A 22,265-nucleotide genomic window follows, 5' to 3' on the forward strand; every position below is an offset into this window, starting at 1 on the left:
GTTCCAATCATTAATAAATTTCATCATTGAATTTAAAATCAAGCTAATACAATTGCTTAAAGTATAATTTTTGTTTATCACTGTATTTCTATAATTTAAATTGCCATTACTTTTAACTTATTTGGTGCATTTAAACATGTTATTGCACACAACTTGAACCCAAATTAAAAACAAAAAAAGCGCCTACTCCTGGGGAGGTAGTAAGCGCGAAAAGTGCATTATTCATTATCTATCTTGCGTTAACATTAATACTGTTTAGTAACTCTGGGCTGATAGCCATTTTATGATTTATTACTTCGCCAATCATAATTAGGGTAGGGCCTTGAAGGTTGTGTTTAGCATGCTCATTTACAACATGCTCAAGCGTACTGGTAATTACTTTTTGCTTAGTGGTAGTGGCATTTTCTATTAGTGCAATGGGTGTATTACTTGGCCAGCACACTGATTGCAAACCGTTGCTTAGCGATTGTAAGCGCGAAAGCCCCATATAAACCACTAAAGTAGGGTTGTTGTTTCCTGGCATAAACGCGTAATTTTGCCAATGAGGTTGCTTGTTAGGATCGGCAAACTGCGCCGTTAAAAATGTAACACTACGCGCTACATCGCGTGCTGTTAGCGGAATACCTGTATAAGCAGAAGTAGCACAAGCCGTTGTTACACCCGGAACAATCGCAAAATTAATATTATACTTAGTTAGCGCATCGGCTTCTTCGTTAATACGTGCAAATATACTCGGATCGCCGCCTTTTAAACGCACTACGTTTAAGCCTTGTTGTGCGTATTTAACCAGTAGTTCGCAAATGTTAGCTTGGGTCATCGAATGCTTACCAGCACGTTTACCTACAAATACTCGCTGTGCTTTTTTAGGAAGCGTTTTTAATAAATCATCGCTTACTAACCAATCGTATAAAACAACATCGGCGGTATTAATTAATCGCTGTGCTTTTACCGTAATTAGCTCTACGTCTCCTGGACCCGCACCAATTATATAAACATTGCCGCTTTTAGCACTGCGACTATTTGAGCTCGTTAACTTAGCAACAAGCTTATTTAGCCACACGTTTTCAATACCCGAAAAATAAGACAATACACTCATACTATTTCCCTAAGCCACAGCTGTTGTAACTTTTGGTTCAGAGCTTATAAATACACTTCCATCTTCAATTTTTGCATTAAAAACCGGTAAGTGTATTGCTTCTGCTTCTAAACATCCGCCTGTTTCTAGGCAAAAGTGTTGCTTATATAAAGGCGATGCGACAACTAATTTATTGTCGATTGAGCCAATAATGCCACGTGATAATACATTAGCTTTGCCAATTGGGTCGTAGTTACTAATAGCAAACACAGCCGTTGGATTTTGTGGAATGTAAAAAATAGCCACTTGCTGATTATTAACTAATGCACATACGCCGCTATTAGCCACTAGGTTGTCGATTGTTCCAATATTATGCCAAGACATCAGCTTGCTCCTCTTCAACTTCCATTACTGGAATACGGTTTTGTGTATTACGTTGCTCACGTTTTTCGGCTTCTGTAGCAGGGCGAATTTGGTTACGCTCTTGCACAAATAAAATGTTGTCGTCGGTTTCGGGGCTATTAACGAACTGGCGGAATCGTTTGGCAGCATCTGGGCTTTCAATTGCTTTTTTCCACTCACACGCATAGGTTTGTGTAATTAATTCCATTTTCGCTTCTAACTCGTCGCAAATACCTAAGCTGTCGTCAATAACTACGCTTTTAAGGTAGTCTAAACCGCCTTCAAGATTTTCCATCCATACCGATGTACGCTGTAATTTGTCAGCCGTTTTAATGTAAAACATAATTACGCGGTCAATGTATTTAATCAGTGTTGGCGTGTCTAAATCGGTTGCAAATAAATCAGCATGGCGAGGGCGCATACCGCCATTACCACACACGTATAAGTTCCAGCCGTTTTCGGTGGCTATAATGCCAATATCTTTACTTTGTGCTTCGGCGCATTCGCGGGTGCAACCCGATACCGCCATTTTAAATTTATGCGGTGCACGTAACCCTTTGTAGCGGTTTTCAATTTCAATTGCGTGTCCAACGCTGTCTTGCACACCATAACGACACCACGTACTACCCACACACGATTTAACAGTTCTGAGTGACTTACCATAGGCATGACCGGTCTCAAATCCGGCTTCTATAAGTCGCTCCCAAATAACAGGAAGCTCTTCTAAGCGCGCACCAAATAAATCAATACGTTGACCGCCAGTAACTTTGCAGTACAGGTTAAAGTCTTTGGCTACTTGTCCAATTACAATGAGTTTGTCGGGCGTTATTTCGCCACCAGCAATACGCGGTACCACAGAGTACGAGCCATCTTTTTGCATATTTGCTAGGTACGTATCGTTAGTGTCTTGTAAGCCAACATGAGCGGGCTCTAAAATGAAGTCGTTCCATGTTGAAGCTAAAATAGAGGCAATGGCAGGTTTACATATTTCACAGCCATGACCGCTACCGTGTTTAGTTAGTAAGTCATCAAAGCTTTTAATGCTTTCTACTTTTACCATGTGCAGTAGTTCTTGGCGTGAATACGCAAAGTGCTCACATACATGGTTGTTTACTTCAACTCCACGACTTGCTAATTCGTTATCAACAACTGATTTTAATAATGCCGCACAACCACCACAGCCGCTTGCTGCTTTAGTACATGATTTTACCGAGGCTAAATCGCATGAGCCGCCATCAATTGCACCTACAATGTCGCCTTTACTCACATTGTGACACGAACAAATAGTGGCGGTGTCGGGTAGGGCACTGCCCGATAACGACGGCGCGCCGCCGCTGTCTGGTAAAATTAAACACTCAGGGTTTTCTGGTAAGTCCATGTCGTTAAGCATGTACTGTAATAAAGTATCGTAATCGCTGGTATCGCCAACAAGTACAGCGCCCAGTAATTTATCGCCTTTTTCACTTAGTATGATTTTTTTATAACAGCCGCGAATAGCATCTTGATATATAAGTTCTTTACAGTCTGGCGTTTTTGCGTGAGCGTCGCCAATTGAGCCTACTTCTACGCCTAACAACTTAAGTTTTGTGCTCATGTCAGCACCTAAAAACTCAAGCTCGCCACCACTTAATTGACTCGCTGCAACGCGCGCCATGTTGTAACCCGGTGCAACTAAACCAAATAATTTTTTGTCCCACAGGGCACATTCACCAATGGCTAAAATATCAGGATCTGACGTTTGGCATTGGTTATTAATAATAATACCGCCGCGTTCACCAAGCTCTAAATCAGCAATTTTACCTAGCTGATCATACGGGCGAATACCGGCAGAGAATAAAATTAGGTCTGTTTCTAAAAATGTTTCGTCGGAAAAATTTAATCTAAAGCGACTCGTTTCGCCTTTTACTATTTCGCTGGTCGCCTTTGATGTATGTACCGTTACGCCAAGTTTTTCTATTTTATTTTTTAGTAGCGTACCGCCTTGCCCGTCGAGCTGAACAGCCATAAGCTGCGGTGCAAATTCAACTACGTGGGTATCAAGCCCCAGTTGCTTAATGGCGTTAGCGGCTTCAAGCCCCAATAAACCACCGCCAATAACAACACCGCTTTTACTTACAGCGGCACTGGCTTTTATTTGTTCTAAATCTTCTAATGTACGATACACCAAACAATGAGGTTGGTCGTTACCTTTTATAGGCGGCACAAATGGAAATGAACCTGTTGCCAATATAAGCTTATCGTACGGGTATTGCTCACCAGTTAGCGTGGTTACTATTTTTGCTGTTCTATCAATGCCTTCAACCCACTGGCTGGTATGCACATTAATATTAAGCTGTTTATAGTTGTCGTGAGTGGTAAGTGCTAAATCGGCGGCTGTTTTACCATCAAATACACTTGATAAGTACACGCGATCGTATGCAAGATTTGCTTCTCCGCAAAGTACAGTAATGTCTGCGTTGGCATCGCTTTGGCGCATTTGCTCAACAAAGTGGTGTCCGACCATACCATTACCAATAATGAGTATTTTTTGCGAGGTTTGCATAGGGCATTCCTTAAAGTGACGGTTTAAATATAAATAACAAAAAAGCCCGCCACAAATACGCAATATGCATAACTATGTGCGGGCTTCTTTGCCGATGGTTGCTAATAGCTATTGTGCTCACAACCTAAATTTTTGCCGTAAGTAAAACGGGCTTGTTAATAGAATGTTTGCAAAAACACAGCCAGTTTTTTAAGTTATTGTTTAAATAGTATTTAATATATTTTTAGAGTGAGGATAAAACCTATTTTGTTATATGTTGGTGCGCGCCTGGCACTAAGAGGGTGCAAGTATTGTCATTGTTTTGTGCATTATCAGTCAATAAAACACCCATTATCATTGAGTGTGTATTGCGTTAAATTTAACCCATGAAATATGCACACGAATTACGATCAAAATGACTAACACAAACTCAATAGATGCTTCCCCTTTTCATGAAGGCGAGCTGGCAATACAAGACAAACTCGGTAAACGAGAAATAATGGCAACATTTGGCAAACGTGCTGTGCGCTCATTTATGCCAGAGCAACATCAAGCCTTTTTTGAGCAGTTACCATTTGTGGTTGCTGGCAGTGTTGATGAAAACGCTGATCCGTGGGTATCTATTGTTTCAGGACAGCCTGGCTTTTTAAGCTCACCCACACCCACATCATTATTAATGACCCACGCGGTTGATAAAAACGACCCCTTAAATAACACGTTAAATATTGCCGGCTCGCCAATTGGTTTGTTAGGCATTGAGCTAAACACGCGTAGGCGTAACCGTTTAAATGTGCGCGTAGGTGAGGTAATTAATGATAATCAGGTGAGTTTTAGTGTAGATCAATCCTTTGGAAATTGCCCGCAGTATATACAAACGCGAGACTTAACGTTTAATAAAGATCCTTTACTTAAAAGTAATGCACTGCAAAAAGTTGAATTTAATACACTTGATAACGCAGCTAGTGCGTTAATTGACACCACCGATACATTTTTTGTTTCAAGTTTTATAACCGCAAAAAACAACCCAGAAATTGAAGGTGTTGATGTTTCTCACCGTGGTGGGTTGCCGGGTTTTGTAAAACGCGAAGGCAACACATTAACGATTCCTGATTACGCAGGTAACAATTTTTTTAATACCTTAGGTAACTTTTTATTAAACCCAAAAGCAGGTTTGTTATTTCCTGATTTTGACACGGGTAATGTATTAATGCTTACTGGCAGCGTTGAAGTTTTATGGGACGGGCACCCAGAGCTTGAAGGCTTTATTGGCGCAGACCGAGGCTGGAAATTTACCCTCACTAAAGGAGTGTGGCTTAAAAACTTACTTCCGTTTAGTGCTAAATTTGATGCTTATTCCCCTAACACTAAAATGACGGGCACGTGGCTTGAGGCTGATAAAAACAAACAAGCCGAAAAACTAAAACATACTTGGCAGCCTTTAAAAGTAACCAAAATAACGAAAGAAAGTGATGTAATTACTTCCTTTTATTTAGAAGGGCATAACAATACAACCTTGTTACCGTTTAAAGCTGGGCAGCACTTAACCGTACAAATACCAAGTAAAAATAGTAGCAATAACAGTAATAGCAAACCTGTTATTAGAACCTACACCGTGTCATCGAGCCCTCATGAACTATTTTATCGGTTATCGATTAAAAAAGAACTCAGTGGCCAGGTGTCTAACCACTTTCATGATGAGGTAAACGTAGGGGATGTTATTTTAGCTAAATACCCACAAGGGCAGTTTTTTATTGACCCTACTAGTACCAAGCCTGCGGTACTCATTGGTGGCGGAATAGGCATTACACCTATGATTTCAATGGCTAAACACATTGCCAATGAAGGGTTAAGAACCCGCTATACACGCCCCCTGCATATTTTCCACAGTGCTAAAAACACCCAGCAGCGTGCTTTTTACGACGAGCTAAAAACACTTGCAGATACGAGTGGCGGCGCAATTGATTACTACTCACTTTTATCGCAGCCTGAGCTTGATGAAAAACAAGGCAATGGCTTTAATTTAAAAGACGAGAGCTTTGATTTAAAAGGGCGCATAAATGCGGATGTGTTTAGGTATTATTTACCACTTGATGATTACGAGTTCTTTTTATGTGGACCGCAAGCATTTATGCAGCATGTATATAACGAGCTGTTATTACTCGGTGTGCAGGACAAAAACATATTTGCGGAAGCATTTGGACCCTCCAGTATTAAGCGCAAAGTACTTAACACAAACGAAGCGCCTAATAAAACCAAAGAGATTAGTGTTGAGGAAGCAGACAACACTGTAATTAAATTTAGTAAATCGGGCTTTGAGCAGCGCTGGAATAAAGGCGATAACACGTTACTTAATGTAGCCGAAGCCCATGGTTTAGAGCCTGAGTTTGGTTGTCGAAACGGCAGCTGCGGCAGTTGCGCTGTAAAAATAAATGCAGGCTCTGTGGTTTATCGCAATAACGTAAGTTACCCAGTAGAGCCGGGGCTGGCGCTAATTTGCTGCGCCGTACCTGCTAAAGGCATTGAGGAGCTTGATTTAGAGCTGTAGGTTAAAATTGCACTTGAGGTGTAAAAAATTTGCGAAGCCCAAAATGGAATTAATACTGTCTTAGTTAATGCCTATTTAGCTATCCGATTATGTATTTTTATTGGTAGGGTTTTCTTGAAAATACTGTGCATACAATACATCAGCAAAATCATTTTCACTAATTTCGCCGATAACTAAATCTTTTACAGCATCAGCTATTAAATCGTTATCGCTAATTAATTCGTATTCATTTAATGACAAATACTCTAGACCAACAACTAGCCCTGTTCTTTTATTTGCGTCAGGTAATGCATGAGCTATAGCTATACTTGCTGTATATTTAGCTGCTATTTCAAATACATCATCCAATCCATCATAGATAATTGCATTATCTATTCGCCCTAAAGCACCCTGTAATTTAGGAATGTCGACAGAACCTTTCATACCGGGTTCACTTTCTAAAATAAAAGCATTAATTTCAATAACCCTTTCAAATGGAAAGCAAATTATTTCCATTACATATGAGCCAATTTAGTAAATGTTTTTCTGTGCGTTCTTATAGCTAGTTTAGCTTCAGATTTTACAATTTGCTTACCTGATTCCCCAGATAAATCTAAAATTTTAGTTGCTTTAATCTTAGGTCTAGCAACTGCTGAAACGCCGTAAGCTTCTACTTTTTTATTCATCACAATCACCTCTTGATAACGTATTAAGTTGAGTATACATCTATATTATGAAAGAGAACATGGCAAGATTGTAGAATAACTCTAACAGCGAAAATTAATTAAAAAATGAGCTTATGAAATAATCTCTAAGTTTTTAAACATGTAAATAGTACATTTGAAACTTATAAAAAAAAGCACGATGACTTCTTTTAAAACAGTAGCAAGCTTTTATCACTGGGCAAGTAAACCTATTTTTGTTTCAGGCATTGTGACACCGCCATACATTTCGCGAAGGTCTGAGTGCTCCCCCATATTTATTCCTACCGCCAAATTTTAGATATCTTCTAACTGCTCTTTCAGAAAGAATTCCCCTTATTTTCACATGAAATTTCTCACAGAATTATTCGCATAGATTTGTATCAACTAATTGAATTAATAGTTGTCTGCCAGTCAAAATGTCGGCCTATTCACTTACACTAAATTTCAGATTTCGCTTAAACAAGCACAAAAAAGAGGCTTAATAGCCTCTTTTAAAACAGTATTAATAACTTAAAACTAAGCCAGCAAACCCGCTTTTGTTTCAGGCATTGCTATAAAACCGTCAAGTTTACGAACGTTGTTTAACCATCTTAAAATATTTGGGTATTGCTCAAGCGATACGCCGCCCTCCGGTGCGTGTGCTATGTACGAAAAGTTAGCAATGTCGGCAATAGTTGGTTGAGTACCTACTAAGTATTCGCGATTTTGCAAGTATGCATCCATTGTTTTGAATAATGTGTAGGCAATGTTTATCGCGTTTTGATGATCAAGCTGTGCGCCAAATACAGTGACTAAACGCGCCGAACACGGACCTGAAGCCACAAGTCCTGCAGCAACACTCAACCAGCGCTGAATGTGCGCTTGAGCAGTAACATCTTCAGGGTACCAGGTTCTGTTAGCATCAAATTTTTGTGCTAAGTACACTAAAATAGCGTTTGAATCGTTAATAATGTCGTCGTTGTTTTTAAGCACCGGTACTTGTCCAAAAATATTCATTTTTAGAAAGTCATCGTGCTTTTGTGCGCCGTCTTGCAGTGCCACATCAACCATATTTACATCAAGCTTTAAAAGCGATGTAAATAGCTCTGCACGATGAGAATGACCAGATAAAGTAAAACGATATAGCGTTAAGTTGCTCATGGGTTGTCCTGTTTTTAATTTGAATAGTGATTTTTAATAACGCTATTCTTTCACTATTATCAGTTTTGAAAAACCGAGCTAGTAAGGAATAAATGTCAATGCTATATTGACAATCATGGATACTATTATTGGCATTAAAACAATCATCGCGGTTGTTGAAACAGGCTCTTTTACAGCCGCAGGCGACAGACTAGGGCTTTCAAAGGCGCTGGTTAGTAAATATGTGGGCATTGTAGAGCAAGACTTAGGGGTTAGATTATTTAATCGTTCCACGCGCAGAATCTCGATTACCGAGGCGGGGCAAAGTTATTACGCAAGCGTAGTGCCGGTAATTGAAAGCTATAGCGAAATGCTCGATAACTTATCGGGTCAAACAGCCCTTGCCAGCGGCAAGCTTCGGGTGAGTGCGCCGGTGTCGTTTGGCGAATCAAACCTTGCGCCGTTAATGCCTGAATTACTGAGCCGATACCCTGATTTAAGTATTGATTTAGTGCTTTCAGACAAAACAATTGATTTGCTTGAAGAGGGGGTTGATTTAGCAATTAGAATTGGCAGTGTGTCTGACTCTAATTTAATTGCGAGGCAAATTACCAGTTACCCCTTAATTTTATGTGCATCAGCCGATTATATTCAGCGTTTTGGTGCACCAGCGAGTGTTAACGAGCTTGAACAACACGCCACGGTGATTGATAGCAATTTTAAAATAGGTCGCCATTGGCCTCTAGTTTCACCTAGTGGCGAGGCATTAACGGCAAATGTAAACTCGCGAGTATCAGTTAATAATCCACAAGCTGTAAAAGAGGTGGTTGTAGCGGGTGGTGGTATTGGGTTAATTCCTGAAATAGTGGTGAGAGGCGATATTGCATCGGGTAAGCTTGTGCAGGTTATGCCGGATTATAAAACCTTTGAGTTTGGTTTATTTGCTATTTATCCGCATAGGAAGTTTGTTGCTCAAAAGGTTACGTCGTTTATTCAGTTTTTATTTGAAAAGTTTGAAGCTAAAAAGTAAAGCCACTCTAAATCTTACTTTAAATTTAAAACCCAACTTAAGCCAAAAACAAAAAGCCTAAAATCAATTAAGTGATTTTAGGCTTTTTGTATAGGCTATTAAATTTACTTTAAAATAACCACTGGCACATCGCTGTTTTCGAGCATTTTAATGGTGTTACTACCCACAAAAAACTGCCTTAGTTTAGAGTGCCCAAACGCACCCATTACAATTAACTCTACATTATTTTGCTCTTTGTATTGCATTAGCGAGTCAAAAATATTGCCTTCTAAAAAGCTTGCTGATACTTCAAACCCCATACTGAGAAGTTTATGCTGCGCATTAATAAACTTTTCTTCGAGGTCTTTTTCGTTATTTTTGATACTCACCAAATGACAATGCAAGCCATGTAGCAATCCGCCATCAATCACTTGTTGCAGTGCTTTGTCGGCTGTTTCACGGCCATCGTACGCAATCATAAATGATTTAGGTTGTTTAAATGTTTCAGGAATAAGCAATATAGGCTGAGTAGCATTGCGTACTAAGGTTTCTATGTGTGAGCCCAGCACTGCAAAGCTATTACTATGTCCCGCACCATTTTGCCCAATAACAATAAGGCGTGTGTCGTCTTTTAAGTCTATAACGGTATCGAGCAAATCACCGTGGCGCTTAATTAATTCAAAGTTAGTAATACCTGCCGATTTAGCGTGATCACTTACCGAGTTTAATAATTCGTCAGCCATTTTTAAACTTACTTGGCAGCGTTGTTCGTCAAGCTTAGTCATTTCATCAAGAAGTGTTGACTGTGCACCAAGCCCAATACTGCCAGAGTAATCGCCAACATTCGTTTGCTGCGTTTTTTCAATTGTATGCACAAAACTAATGGGTTTATTGAGCTTTTTTGAAGCCCAAATAGCAGCATCGGTTACATTTTTAGTAATGGCTGAGCCATCTACATAAGTAATTATTTTAGTCATTACATTCTCCTTAATGTCCGCCAAGTAGTTTTTCGACTTCTTCAGGGTTGTTATGCACACCAAATTTATCAATTACGGTTTCGGTTGCGCTATTCATACCAATAATATTAACTGTTGCGCCTTCACGCCTAAACTTAATAACCACCTTATCGAGAGACGATACACCGGTGATATCCCAAAAGTGAGCATGGGTTAAATCAATTACCACGTTAGAAACCGCATTTTTAAAATCGAACGATGCAATAAATTGCTCCGCTGAGGCAAAAAATACCTGGCCAACTACTTCATAGGTTATTTGATCGTTGCTTTCATCATGGTTAGCTTTAACCACCATAAAACGACCAATTTTGTTCGCAAAAAACAACGTAGCTAGCAATACGCCAACTAAAACACCAATGGCTAGATTATGCGTGGCAACTACCACAATAACGGTGGAAATCATCACTACGTTTGATGAAAGCGGATTCTTCTTTAAATCTTTAACTGATGTCCAAGAGAATGTACCAATCGACACCATAATCATTACTGCAACTAAGGCCGCCATAGGAATTAACCGTAGCCATTCATCTAAAAACACCACCATGATGATTAAAAATGAACCTGCAATAAAGGTAGAAAGCCTGCCGCGACCACCCGATTTAACGTTAATAATTGATTGTCCAATCATGGCGCAACCTGCCATACCACCAAATAAACCTGCGCCAATATTGGCAATACCTTGACCTTTACACTCTTTATTACGATCGCTTGTGGTATCGGTTAAGTCATCAACAATAGTGGCGGTCATCATTGATTCAAGTAAGCCCACAACCGCAAGACCAATCGAATATGGTAAAACAATTTGCAGCGTTTCTAGTGTTAGCGGTACATCGGGCCATAAAAATATAGGTAGGGTGTCTGGCAGTTCGCCCATGTCGCCAACGGTTCTTATATCAAGCCCTAAAAACAGTGAAACCAGCGTAATAACAACAATACACACTAAAGGAGAGGGAAGTATTTTGCCAATAGTTGGAATGTACGGGAATAAGTAAATAATACCTAAGCCCGCTGCGGTCATCGCATAAACATGCCAAGTAACATTGGTAAGCTCAGGTAACTGCGCCATAAATATTAAAATAGCCAGTGCGTTTACAAACCCAGTAACAACAGAGCGCGATACAAATCGCATTAACTCACCGAGCTTTAAAAAGCCTGCAAATATTTGTATTACGCCGGTAAGCAAGGTGGCAACAAGTAAGTATTCCAGACCATGATCTTTAACTAGCGTCACCATTAACAGTGCCATTGCACCGGTAGCCGCCGATATCATGCCTGGGCGCCCGCCTACAAAGGCAATAATAACGGCGATACAAAATGAGGCGTACAAACCCACTTTTGGATCAACACCGGCAATAATAGAAAAGGCAATAGCCTCAGGTATTAGGGCAAGCGCCACAACAATACCAGCAAGCACATCGCCACGAACATTAGAGAGCCAATCTCTTTTTACGTGATCAAACATGTAAATAACCTAATTAGTTAGTTTCCCAAAGTATAGGGGAATATTTTATTTAAATAACAATGATTCTCGCGCAGGCGGCGATATTTGATTACACATAATGTGTAAATAAATGAAAGAGGGCATTAACTTAGGGCGGCGTAAGTTTCAAGAAACAGGATCCTTTTTAGTGATTTGTATAAATTATATATAGATACTTTACGCCGCGAAATTAGCATAAAATTTATAGATAAACCAATTTATAGGATGCTATGTGTTATTTACGATAAGTTGTAGTAGTTAAATTTTTTATTTCTAACTATTTATCTAGTCATGCTTAAACGGATGCAACAAAATTTATTATTTCAGCAAATAAATTTGTTTCAAATAACTAAAACAGCTTACAAATACAAACATATGATGTATGTTGTCGATATTAAATAATAACAGCACTGCAAAAACCTGTTAACACATAACGACCTCAACGGGAGAAAAATATGAGACAACATCTATTAGGCTTCACACTAGCCCCCTTATTTCTACTTACAACAGCGTGCTCGCAGCAAGAAAGCGTAGCTAAAGTTGATAGTACAGAAACACTAAGCGCTTCTCAAAATAGTTACGAGCAATCTGCTCTTTTAAAAATCAGTAAACTTAAAAAGCTGATGGAACAGGCTCAAACAAAACAGATTGATGTGACGCGTGAAGAAAGCGTAGTGTGGTTTGCAGAACAGTTTTTAAAGTTTGCTAACTGGGATGAAAACAATTACGACGCTGTTGTTAAGTTGTTTAGCTATGAACGTTACTACGCAGACACAAAAGAGCAGTTAGCAAAAGATCTTCCTGATTTTGAGCGTATAAAAGTAATTCAAATTTTAGATAAAGGTATAAACGATTTATCTAAAGAGCTTGCAGGCGAAATTAAACGCCGCCCTGTAAATAAAGTTGATTGGCAAAATACTAAAGCACAAGACAATATGTTTGTAAGTAATGGTAAGCCAATATTTTTATATGACTATTTTTCAAAAACGGTTGGGCAGCCGCTTACTAATAAAGATGTTTATAACGATCATTTAGGCGCGCTTTATCATGGTGGTGAAGATTTATATCCTGTCGATCACGACCGTGCTATTAATTCATTCTTAGTGCGTGAAGATGGCACCTTTGACGAAGAGTTAATGAAAGAGCTAACGCGTATTCCTGATACCAACATTGGTTTTTTGGTTTATTGGTTAATGGGTATTCCAAAGTGGGTTGAAGAGCAAGAGCCAGAAGTTAGAAAAGGCCGCTCGTTATTTACAGGGTTTGACATTGATAACCCATTAGCCCGTGAAGTATGGGGTAAGATAATTCGTAAAACGGGTGAACTCACCAAAGGTAAAAAAGTAACTGAAGTAGGGTTTGTATTAGCTAACGAGCCGCATTGGTACGCCGAAAAAGGCCACTGGACACAAAAATTCCAAGAAATGACCAGTATTTCTTCATACACATTAAACAAGTTTAGAAGCTGGTTAGATAAAAAGTACCAAGGTGATATTAACGAGCTAAATGAAAACTGGGGAACGCATTTTAGCCAGTTTGCAGATGTAGCTATTGAGATACCGATTGATCCTGCGATTAAAGGCGAGGCTAAGTGGTACGACTGGACGCGTTACAATATGGACAGAAGCACCGACTGGTTTACTTACGTTCAAAACGAACTGCATTCTGTAAATGAAGACGCCGATACCCATATAAAAATTATGCCGCGCATGTTTATGGACGATTCACGCTCTGGAGGAATTGATACCGAAGCACTAGCTGAATTAACAACTATGGTAGGGCACGATGCTAAGTCGTTTGGTAGCGAAAATATTCGTCCAGGTAAGTCATCTAAGTGGATTGAAAAATATGCTTATAATTGGGGTATAGTTGCAATGTTTCATGACTTTATGGAGTCAGTAGCACCTAATAAAATTAATGTAAATTCAGAATCTCACTTTTTATCATCGGGTCAGTGGCGTGATTTAGACTCACGTACAAGTTATGTACGTAGTGTTTATTGGCTTGCAACTTTACTTGGAATGGACGCCAATATGGGCTGGTTTTGGGCACGTGACCCAGATGGCTCACCAGAGGATCGTTTAGAAGGCGACCTGGACTTTTTTGACCCAGGTCTTGGCGGTGCATTTGCGGGTTCTAACAATATGCAGCCACATGTAACTAACGAAGTTACCCAAGTAATGTTTGATCTTAATAGTTTTTCTGAGGAAATTGTTGAGCTTAGAGAGCAGCGTCGTCCACTTCGTTTGTTTTACTCTGAAACAACAGCAATTAATACAAACGACTATATGACAAAGGGCTACAAACTTTACGAAAATTTATTTTTTGAAGGTTTTCCACTTGGCTTTGCCACAAAGAATGTAATCGAAAAGCAAGACAATAACAACTGGGATGCAATACTGGTTTATCGCAATAACTTTGTTACAGATGAAGAATTTAAAGCGCTTCAAGGGTATTTAAACAAAGGCGGTACCGTTATTTTAGACTCAGCGCAAAGCTTGTCTTTAGACGAGTACGGGCATCCGCGTAAGGCTAAGTTAGTTGCCAGTAAAGGTAAGCTTATTGTTATGCCAAAAGGGGCCGATGTTGAAGCTATTAAAAAAACTGCACTTGCAGAGGTTTCGGGTAGTACGCCTGATGTTGTTGTAAAAGTAGATAATGGTGAGTCATTTAAAACCACAACATGGCGTACTGTTAAGCAAGACAATGGTAGTTACCTGGTTAATATTTTAAATTTAGGCCACACAACAGCAACCGTTGACCTGTCGCTTAAAAATGGTAAATCTATTCATATTAAAAACTTAATGACGAGCAGTAAAATGAACACCAGCTTTGATATTCCTTCTGAGGGTGTCTTGCTTGTTGAAGTTGCAGCTCAATAAATAGTTTTTTAGCGAGTACATACCTATGTGCTCGCTTTTCAATTAACACGATACATTAAGTTGTGGATAGCAAATGAAAACAAATAATAAGGTTAAACTAATAGCAATATCGTTGAGCTTAATATTTGGTAGTGCAGGAATTAATGCGCAACCGATGCCTCATATTGCGCAACCAGGCGAAAATTGGGTTTTACAAACTGAACGCTCAGATGAGTTTGATATTAAAGATGCTGAAAAATGGAATTTTCAAACAGAAAACTATGGTGTTTGGTCTTGGACAGATGAAAATGCCAGTGTTTCTGAAGGCATATTAAAACTAACCACTAAACGAGAAACGCATTTAAGAACGTTTTGGGATGGCTGCAATAAAACAAAAGTGCCTAATTATAGATTGTTTTACACTTCGGGAGTTGCTAAATCTAGGGCAACAGGGAGTTACGGATATTATGAGGCACGTATAAAGGGTGCGGATAAATTTCCGGGAGTGTCACCTGCATTTTGGATGTACAGCAAAATAGATCGTACTTTAACGAATGAAGGCGATGTGCAATATAGTGAAATAGATGTAGTTGAGTTAACTCAAAAACAGACGCTTCAGGAGTCGGACCACGACCTACATAATATTGTTATAAAAGGTGGCGCACCAAAGTGGATGCGACCTGGTAGCTCTCCAGAAACAAACCATAATAGCTATCACTTACCATTTGATCCCAGTAAAGACTTTCATACTTATGGGGTTAATGTAACCAAAGACGACATTACATGGTATGTAGATAATGTTCAGGTTGGCTATAAAAAGAATTTGTACTGGCATCGAGAGATGAACTTAACATTGTCACAGGGTTTACGCGCACCGCATACACAATGGAAATGTAATCAATTTTACCCTTCAGATAATCAGTCTACACAAGGTTTTCCAACATCAATGGAAGTTGATTACGTGAGAACATGGTTAAAGCAATAGAAAGCCTTACAGTCAATTCTAATAAAGCATTTAATACCTTTTATGTAGATGATAATACACGTGTTTGTTATTTGCATTTGTACGAATTTTAAGTATAAAGACTAGCCAAATTTAAATTTATTTGTTGCCAATACAAACATCATATGTTTATATTATTAAAATCAATTTGACACTTTTATAATAAAGTATAGGCTGATTGCTAAAACACTGACGTAGCAATTTCCAGTTGTTTAAAAGGACACACACATGAACTTATTTAAAATAAAAATGGTAATGCTGTTAGGGTGCTGCACATTATTTGCCCCTAATTTATATGCAAAAGATGCAGAGCTGAAAAACTCTGAAGCCAAAAAGCCAAATGTGCTTATTTTATTGTTTGATGATATGCGCTTTGATACGTTTTCTTATCGTAATGGCCCAGTTTCAACGCCAAACATTGACGCATTAGCAAACGAAGGGACACGTTTTGATCAAGCGATGACATCTACTGGCTTATGTTCTCCTTCGCGCGCGGCTATGTTTACAGGGCGCTGGGGACATAAAACGGGGCTTGACGATAACGTGGGGCTTTATCATTCTCGCCTTTCGGAGTTATCACTTAGTGAAGGCAGCGTAATTAAACGTGCAACAAGCGTAGGTTACGACGTAAGTTATGTAGGTAAATGGCACCTAGGCGCACAAGGTCCAGCACTGCGCGGTGCAAACTTTATGTGGGGTCACGATAAAGATGAAGAGCGTAATGGCCGTCCTTTTACGCCTTATGGTACTCAAAAAAATGTGACTCGAATGAATGCCGGAGAGCGCGATAAAAATGGTGAAAAACACGATTATTACAAAACACTTGCGGGTACATATGCCGATACAGTAACGGCTAAAGAAGTAAACGAAGGCAAGTTAATGCTGCAAAATGCGGCTAAATCAGACAAACCATTTTTTGGTATTGTAAGCTTTGAGCAGCCTCATCCACCGTACCGAGTACCAGAGCCTTACGCCAGCATGTACGACTACAAAGATATAAAACTCCCTAAAAACTTTGGCATAGAACGCAAAAACAAACCAATGGCGCAAGATGATATTTGGTGGCCTTGGCACGATGTAAGCCACATGACTGAAACCGATTGGCGTAAAGCACATAGTTTTTACTATGGTGCCATTGCCATGATTGACCATGCAGTTGGCGAGCTTATTAATACGGCTAAAGAAGAAGGTTTATATGACGACCTACACATTATTTTAGTAGGCGACCAAGGCAGTATGCTAGGCGAGCATAACCTTTATGACAAAGGCCCTTATGCGTATGACGAATTAATGCGTATGCCACTCATTATTCGTGACCCTAGCCTTGAGCCTAAAATAATTAACCGCCAAGTGTCTATGCTCGACATAGCGCCAACACTTCGCCAGTGGATGACACTCCCACTTGATGGCGACGAAGACGGGCGTTCACTTTTACCATTAATGAAACAAGGCGATAGTGCCGATGCCGGTAAAGACGATATTTCGTTATATGCCTACGAATGGTACAACGGCGGATGGTTTGGTATTAGAGCTATACGTACCCCTGAAATGAAATTTGTATGGAATCCGGGCGACAGCCGCGATGAATTATACGACTTAAAGAATGATCCGTACGAAATCACAAACCAAATAGATAATCCTAAATACAAAAAACAGCTTACAGATTTAGTGCATAAAATGGCGGGAGAGTTAAATCGTATTGAAGACCCATCGTTAACTAAATTTAATCATCATATGAAAGCTTTTTTATAGCCGAGTAATGCCCTTTGGTGGGCCTTAATTGGCCTGCTATTTTTTATTATCAAAATTGAGATTGGCACTATGAAAACACACACAAAATTATTGAGCGCTTTATCATCGCTTGCCTTATTAATTGGCTCTGAGGGCATACACGCAAGTGAACAAAAACCCAATATTATTCTTATTGTTGCAGATGACCTAGGTTATGCAGATGTTGGTTTTAATGGCTCTAAGGATATTATTACCCCAAATATTGATGATCTAGCTAAATCGGGTACTTCCTTTTCAGACGCTTACGTCGCGCACCCGTTTTGTGGCCCAAGCCGAGCGGCATTAATGACAGGTCGTTATCCACATAAAATTGGCTCGCAATTTAATTTACCGACACGCGGCTCAAACGTAGGCGTGCCTACTGACGCTAAATTTATTAGTAAATTACTAAACGAAAATAACTACTTTACTGGCGCTCTCGGTAAGTGGCACTTAGGCGATGCGCCGCAGTATCATCCTAACCAACGTGGTTTTGATGAATACTATGGATTTTTAGGCGGTGGGCATAATTATTTTCCTGACCAATATCAGCCAATGTATGAAAAGCAAAAATCACAAGGTTTAAAAAATATTTTTGAATACCTAACACCGCTTGAGCATAACGGTAAAGAGGTCAAAGAGACTGAATATATTACAGATGCACTCTCGCGCGAAGCCGTTAATTTTGTAGACAAAGCAGCAGATAAAACAAATCCATTCTTTTTATATTTAGCTTACAACGCACCGCATACGCCATTGCAAGCTAAAGACGAAGATATGGCGATGTTTCCTGATATAAAAAATAAAGACCGTAAAACATACGCAGGTATGGTTTACGCAGTTGACCGCGGCGTGGGTAAACTAGTAGAAACCCTGAAAAAAAATAATCAGTATGATAATACGCTTATCGTATTTATGAGTGATAACGGTGGCAAATTAAGTAAAGGCGCTAATAACTTCCCGCTCAAAGCAGGTAAGGGCAGTACACAAGAAGGAGGCTTTAGAGTTCCTATGTTGTTTCATTGGCCTAAACATGTACCAGCTGGTAAACGTTTTTCACATCCTGTATCGGCACTTGACTTATATCCAACATTTGCAGCTTTAGCGGGCGCTAAAGTTGAAGAAAACCAATATTTAGATGGTACAAATATGTGGCCTGCATTTATTAAAAATGAAAACCCACATAAAGATGAGCCTATTTATGCACTTCGCCACCGTAAAGGTTACAGCGATGCTGCAATTCGTATGAACCAATGGAAAGCATTAAAAGTTAACCAGCAACCATGGCAGTTATTTAATATCGAAAACGATATTTCTGAAAAATACGATGTAAGTAAATCTAACAAAGCGCTTTTGACGGACATGGTTCGCGAAATGGAAAAATGGAGCTGGGATAACCAACAGCCAAAATGGTTTCACGAAACAGCTGAAGGTGCGAACTGGCGATTAGATGCCATGCCACGATTCGATAAAACGTTTAAAACAACTAAATAATTTTTATCAAATTCAAGGAGGTTTTATGAAAGTAAAAAAAATTATATGGCATGTTTCTTTGTTATGCATGGGCGCAAGCTTACTAGGCTGCCAACAAGCGAGTGCCCTAGCGGGCGCTCAGTTAACAATTAGCAGTACATTATTTACTGAGCAGCACCAAGCAATTAAATTAGAAAACAAAAATCGCCGTAAATGGGATAACGCATTAATAAGCGATTTAGACCAAGACGGTTACCCAGATTTATTACTTACCGACCATGGTTATACCATTCGTTTGTATTGGAACAACAAAGGCGTTTACGACAAAGGGCGTGACCTGATTGTAGGTGATATGCACGGTATTGGCGTAGGCGATTACGACAAAGATGGCAAAATGGATATTTTGCTTTCGCGTGGTGGTGGCTCTGGCGATAACGCGCGTAATGCTAAGTTATTTCACTTTAACAAAAGAGAAATTATTGAAGGCGGTGAGTTTTCACCCAAACTACCAACGTTACGTGGGCGCACTAGTAGGTTTTTTGATGCCAATAACGACGGCCATTTAGATTTATTACTAATGGGATTTCCGCAGGCTAATAGCGGTAAACAAACCAGTAATTTTATTTATAAAAATGATGGTACTGGCAATATAACCCACGCAACTGATTTACCAAAAACTAATCGAGACGGTCAAAAAGTCCTTATTACCGACTTTAATAACGATAAAATTGACGATTTAGTAATTTACGGTGACAGCGCTTTACGTGTTTTAAAAGGCAATGGCGACTTTACCTTTAGTGACGTAACCGCCAACATTTTACCTAATAAAATAATGGAAGCGACGGGTGTTAGCGAAATCGATTTTGATAACGATGGTGACTTTGATTTATACATAAGTCGTGCTAACCCATTACAAGCAGGGGATACGTTTTTTGATGCTAAAAGCCACACATTTGGTTTTTACACTAAGCGTGGGCCATTTAAATATGATGACTTACTTATTGGCGATACGCTCAATATAGTTAACTACCAATCACCTTATCCAGACCAAGATGTGTTTGTAGGTGAAGGCACTTATAAATATAAATTTGAAGGTGAAATACACAGCGGTCAAAACGTCAATATTGTTAGCAGTAATGGCCTAGGATGGGCCGACACTCAACCTAACAAAGGCTTGTATGTTGGTTATATGGGGAATAATAAATGGCGCATGGCGGGTAATACCTTTTCACCAACAACAGGTGTTGTAACCGGTGTTAAGCACTATACGGTTAATAAAAAACCAGTGGCACCATCGGATTTACTGCTCAAAAATGAAAGTGGAAAATTTGTTGATGTGAGTGGTGAAGCTGGCGTAAAAACAAATTTAAATACGACCGGCGTAAGCGTGGGAGATTTTAATAATAACGGCTATCAGGATTTGTTTGTTGTTAAACAAGGCAATTTGGTAACGCCTACATCGCAAATACTGTATTTAAATAATGGCGATAACACATTTAGCCAAGCTCCTCACTCGGGATTAATAACAAACACCTTAGGTACTATTGGCTCAGGCGCAAATGTATTTGATTACAACCTAGATGGCCAGATCGATATTATTATGAATAACGACAGAGGTCAGTGGCACTTATTTAGTAACCAAGCCAATCACAATAATCACTATGCATTACTGCGTATAAGTAATTCACTTAAGCATAATGCAAGCCCAATTGGTGCTATAGCGACACTTAAAGGCTGTGGTAAAACCCTAACAAGGCGAGTATCGCCTGATGCAGCACCTTATACACAATCATTTGATAACGTGGTGCATTTTGGTTTAGGTCAGTGCAATGAAATTGATAGCGTTAGTGTGCGTTACAGCAATGGCGAAGTAATCAGTAAATCTAAGATTGGGACAGATCAAGTAATCAATTTTTAATTTCAGCGTTTGATTACAACAGAGTTAACTATGAGAGGTAAAAAGCAAGGTTTGGTAACAAGCCTTGCTTTTTTTTCGCAAAAAATTAAGAGCAAAAGAGAGCAATAATGAATAAAAACAACATCACTCATCTTAAAAATAAATTAGCGGGTTTAGTGTGCTTTTTTACTGTGTTTGGTTGCAGTACTCAAATAAGTCAAACAACGCAAAACAATAATAAAAATATAAATAAAGAGGCAGCTAGTACATCTTTAGAGTTTGTAAAAACGCCTAATACAATGTTTGATAGTGCGAATTTATTTGCATTACTTCCTGATTATTGCCCAACCCCAGACGCTTTTGCTGTCTCTCCTACAGGTGAGCTTACTTTGTCATGCGTTAACTATGCTAATAAAGGGCTACAAGCAGGTGTATTAGTTAATATTAATGATGATAAAACGTTTACTAAAATAGCCCAGTTATCGGGGCCAAACAATAAAGGGAAGGGCCGCCCTATGGGGCTTGCCTATGCCCCCGATGGCTCGTTATTTGTAGCCGATAACCAAGGTGCTGGCAAAGCTCGATTACTTAAACTCACCTTAAAAGATAACAAAGTCATTAATACTCAAATAGTAGCAAAAGGCATGAGTTCGCCAAACGGTGTGCGCTATCAAAATGGCTATATTTACGTGACTCAATTGCGTGTGCCAAGTAAAAACAAGGCTGAGACTCTCAGCGGAATATATCGCTTTAAAGCAACCGATACTAATGTATTAGTAACTAACAGCACAGATGATTCGCATTTATTGTTTTTGGCTAAAACAATTAATAAGCAACGTAAATTTGGACTTGATGGCTTAGTGTTTGACGCACTAGGTAACTTGTTTGTAACCAACCTAGGTGACGACTTAATTTATAAATTAACGTTTGATACAAACAACAACCTGCTTAGCCAAAGTACCTATGCAACACTTCCAAAAGGAAGTGGACCTGATGGCTTAACTATAGACCCTCAAGGTAATTTATACGCCGCAGGCTTTTTAACTAATCAAGTTATAAAAATTGATACGAACCAAAATGTCACCGTTATTGCATCGTACCCCGATAACAATTCAGAAAATGGCGAATTAGACCAACCCGCCGATATTATTTATTATAAAGGTTCTTTGCTTATGTCGAATTTTGACCTGCTTACAGGCCCAGGCATTACCAATACTGGGCATGGCAAACCTTATACGGTAAGTGAAATTAAGTTACATAATAAGTAAGTGCTTAATTTAAGTTAAGCGCTTAAATTAAAATCGTGTGTATTGCCTTGTATGTTTGGGCTTTAGATTTATGGGCAATACATTTGGTTTACTGATTTCAAAACTGCTGATTGGCAGCTTTTGATAGCGGTAAATACTCTAAT

The 22,265-nt window shown here is 39.2% G+C and carries 16 protein-coding genes; 8 read left to right on the plus strand and 8 right to left on the minus strand.

From position 1 onward, the window contains the following. Window positions 1-229: 229 nt before the first annotated feature. Genes cobA through nirB form a run of 3 tightly spaced genes read right to left on the minus strand, consistent with a single transcriptional unit; the run spans window position 230 to window position 4,019 of the window. Window positions 230-1,096: a uroporphyrinogen-III C-methyltransferase gene (cobA, locus tag WNY79_RS03610; RefSeq protein WP_342875151.1), complete on the minus strand. Its 867-nt coding sequence runs from the start codon at window positions 1,094-1,096 to the stop codon at window positions 230-232. A 9-nt stretch (window positions 1,097-1,105) separates the two neighbouring features. After that, a complete protein-coding gene (nirD, locus tag WNY79_RS03615) occupies window positions 1,106-1,459 on the minus strand; it encodes a nitrite reductase small subunit NirD (RefSeq protein ID WP_342875152.1) in 354 nt (117 codons plus the stop codon). After that, on the minus strand, window positions 1,446-4,019 hold the full coding sequence (gene nirB, locus WNY79_RS03620; RefSeq protein WP_342875153.1) for a nitrite reductase large subunit NirB: 2,574 nt from the start codon (window positions 4,017-4,019) through the stop codon (window positions 1,446-1,448). The genes nirD and nirB overlap by 14 nt, the downstream gene beginning before the upstream one ends. Window positions 4,020-4,413: 394 nt before the next feature. Here nirB and WNY79_RS03625 point away from each other — a divergent pair, with 394 nt between their 5' ends. Continuing rightward, complete coding sequence (locus WNY79_RS03625) at window positions 4,414-6,543, plus strand: pyridoxamine 5'-phosphate oxidase family protein (RefSeq protein WP_342875154.1); 2,130 nt, start codon at window positions 4,414-4,416, stop codon at window positions 6,541-6,543. Window positions 6,544-6,630: 87 nt separating this feature from the next. Here the strand turns inward: WNY79_RS03625 and WNY79_RS03630 are convergent, their stop codons facing one another. From WNY79_RS03630 to WNY79_RS03640, 3 genes are all read right to left on the minus strand, one after another. Beyond that, a complete protein-coding gene (locus tag WNY79_RS03630) occupies window positions 6,631-7,038 on the minus strand; it encodes a type II toxin-antitoxin system death-on-curing family toxin (RefSeq protein ID WP_024607825.1) in 408 nt (135 codons plus the stop codon). Further along, complete coding sequence (locus tag WNY79_RS03635; protein WP_007375222.1) at window positions 7,038-7,208, minus strand: hypothetical protein; 171 nt, start codon at window positions 7,206-7,208, stop codon at window positions 7,038-7,040. The genes WNY79_RS03630 and WNY79_RS03635 overlap by 1 nt, the downstream gene beginning before the upstream one ends. A gap of 534 nt (window positions 7,209-7,742) precedes the next feature. Further along, window positions 7,743-8,366 (minus strand): glutathione S-transferase, encoded by a 624-nt coding sequence (locus WNY79_RS03640; protein WP_342875155.1) that lies wholly within the window; start codon window positions 8,364-8,366, stop codon window positions 7,743-7,745. Between the two features lie 115 nt (window positions 8,367-8,481). On the opposite strand from WNY79_RS03640, the gene WNY79_RS03645 reads away from it, so the two are divergent. Next, window positions 8,482-9,375, plus strand: a complete 894-nt coding sequence (locus WNY79_RS03645; RefSeq protein WP_342875156.1) for a LysR family transcriptional regulator — start codon at window positions 8,482-8,484, stop codon at window positions 9,373-9,375. A 104-nt stretch (window positions 9,376-9,479) separates the two neighbouring features. On the opposite strand, the gene WNY79_RS03650 is transcribed toward WNY79_RS03645, so the two are convergent. Next, window positions 9,480-10,331, minus strand: a complete 852-nt coding sequence (locus tag WNY79_RS03650) for a universal stress protein (protein WP_342875157.1) — start codon at window positions 10,329-10,331, stop codon at window positions 9,480-9,482. A gap of 10 nt (window positions 10,332-10,341) precedes the next feature. Beyond that, window positions 10,342-11,832 carry a SulP family inorganic anion transporter gene (locus WNY79_RS03655; RefSeq protein ID WP_342875158.1) on the minus strand — a complete coding sequence of 497 codons (1,491 nt, stop codon included), beginning with the start codon at window positions 11,830-11,832 and terminating at the stop codon, window positions 10,342-10,344. Window positions 11,833-12,305: 473 nt separating this feature from the next. Here WNY79_RS03655 and WNY79_RS03660 point away from each other — a divergent pair, with 473 nt between their 5' ends. The 6 genes from WNY79_RS03660 to WNY79_RS03685 all read left to right on the plus strand — a co-directional run bounded on the left by WNY79_RS03660 (window position 12,306) and on the right by WNY79_RS03685 (window position 22,122). Beyond that, window positions 12,306-14,732: a glycoside hydrolase family 42 gene (locus WNY79_RS03660; protein ID WP_342875159.1), complete on the plus strand. Its 2,427-nt coding sequence runs from the start codon at window positions 12,306-12,308 to the stop codon at window positions 14,730-14,732. 73 nt (window positions 14,733-14,805) lie between these two features. After that, a complete protein-coding gene (locus WNY79_RS03665; RefSeq protein ID WP_342875160.1) occupies window positions 14,806-15,696 on the plus strand; it encodes a family 16 glycosylhydrolase in 891 nt (296 codons plus the stop codon). Between the two features lie 246 nt (window positions 15,697-15,942). Then, entirely contained in the window at window positions 15,943-17,466 is a 1,524-nt protein-coding gene (locus WNY79_RS03670; protein ID WP_342875161.1) for a sulfatase-like hydrolase/transferase, read from the plus strand. A gap of 69 nt (window positions 17,467-17,535) precedes the next feature. Further along, window positions 17,536-18,978: a sulfatase-like hydrolase/transferase gene (locus tag WNY79_RS03675; protein WP_342875162.1), complete on the plus strand. Its 1,443-nt coding sequence runs from the start codon at window positions 17,536-17,538 to the stop codon at window positions 18,976-18,978. A gap of 25 nt (window positions 18,979-19,003) precedes the next feature. Then, a complete protein-coding gene (locus WNY79_RS03680) occupies window positions 19,004-20,875 on the plus strand; it encodes a CRTAC1 family protein (protein WP_342875163.1) in 1,872 nt (623 codons plus the stop codon). A gap of 107 nt (window positions 20,876-20,982) precedes the next feature. After that, window positions 20,983-22,122: an SMP-30/gluconolactonase/LRE family protein gene (locus tag WNY79_RS03685; RefSeq protein ID WP_342875164.1), complete on the plus strand. Its 1,140-nt coding sequence runs from the start codon at window positions 20,983-20,985 to the stop codon at window positions 22,120-22,122. The last annotated feature ends 143 nt before the right edge of the window (window positions 22,123-22,265 follow it).

The organism is Pseudoalteromonas sp. AS84 (assembly GCF_038900255.1).
In the GTDB taxonomy this organism is placed as follows: domain Bacteria; phylum Pseudomonadota; class Gammaproteobacteria; order Enterobacterales; family Alteromonadaceae; genus Pseudoalteromonas.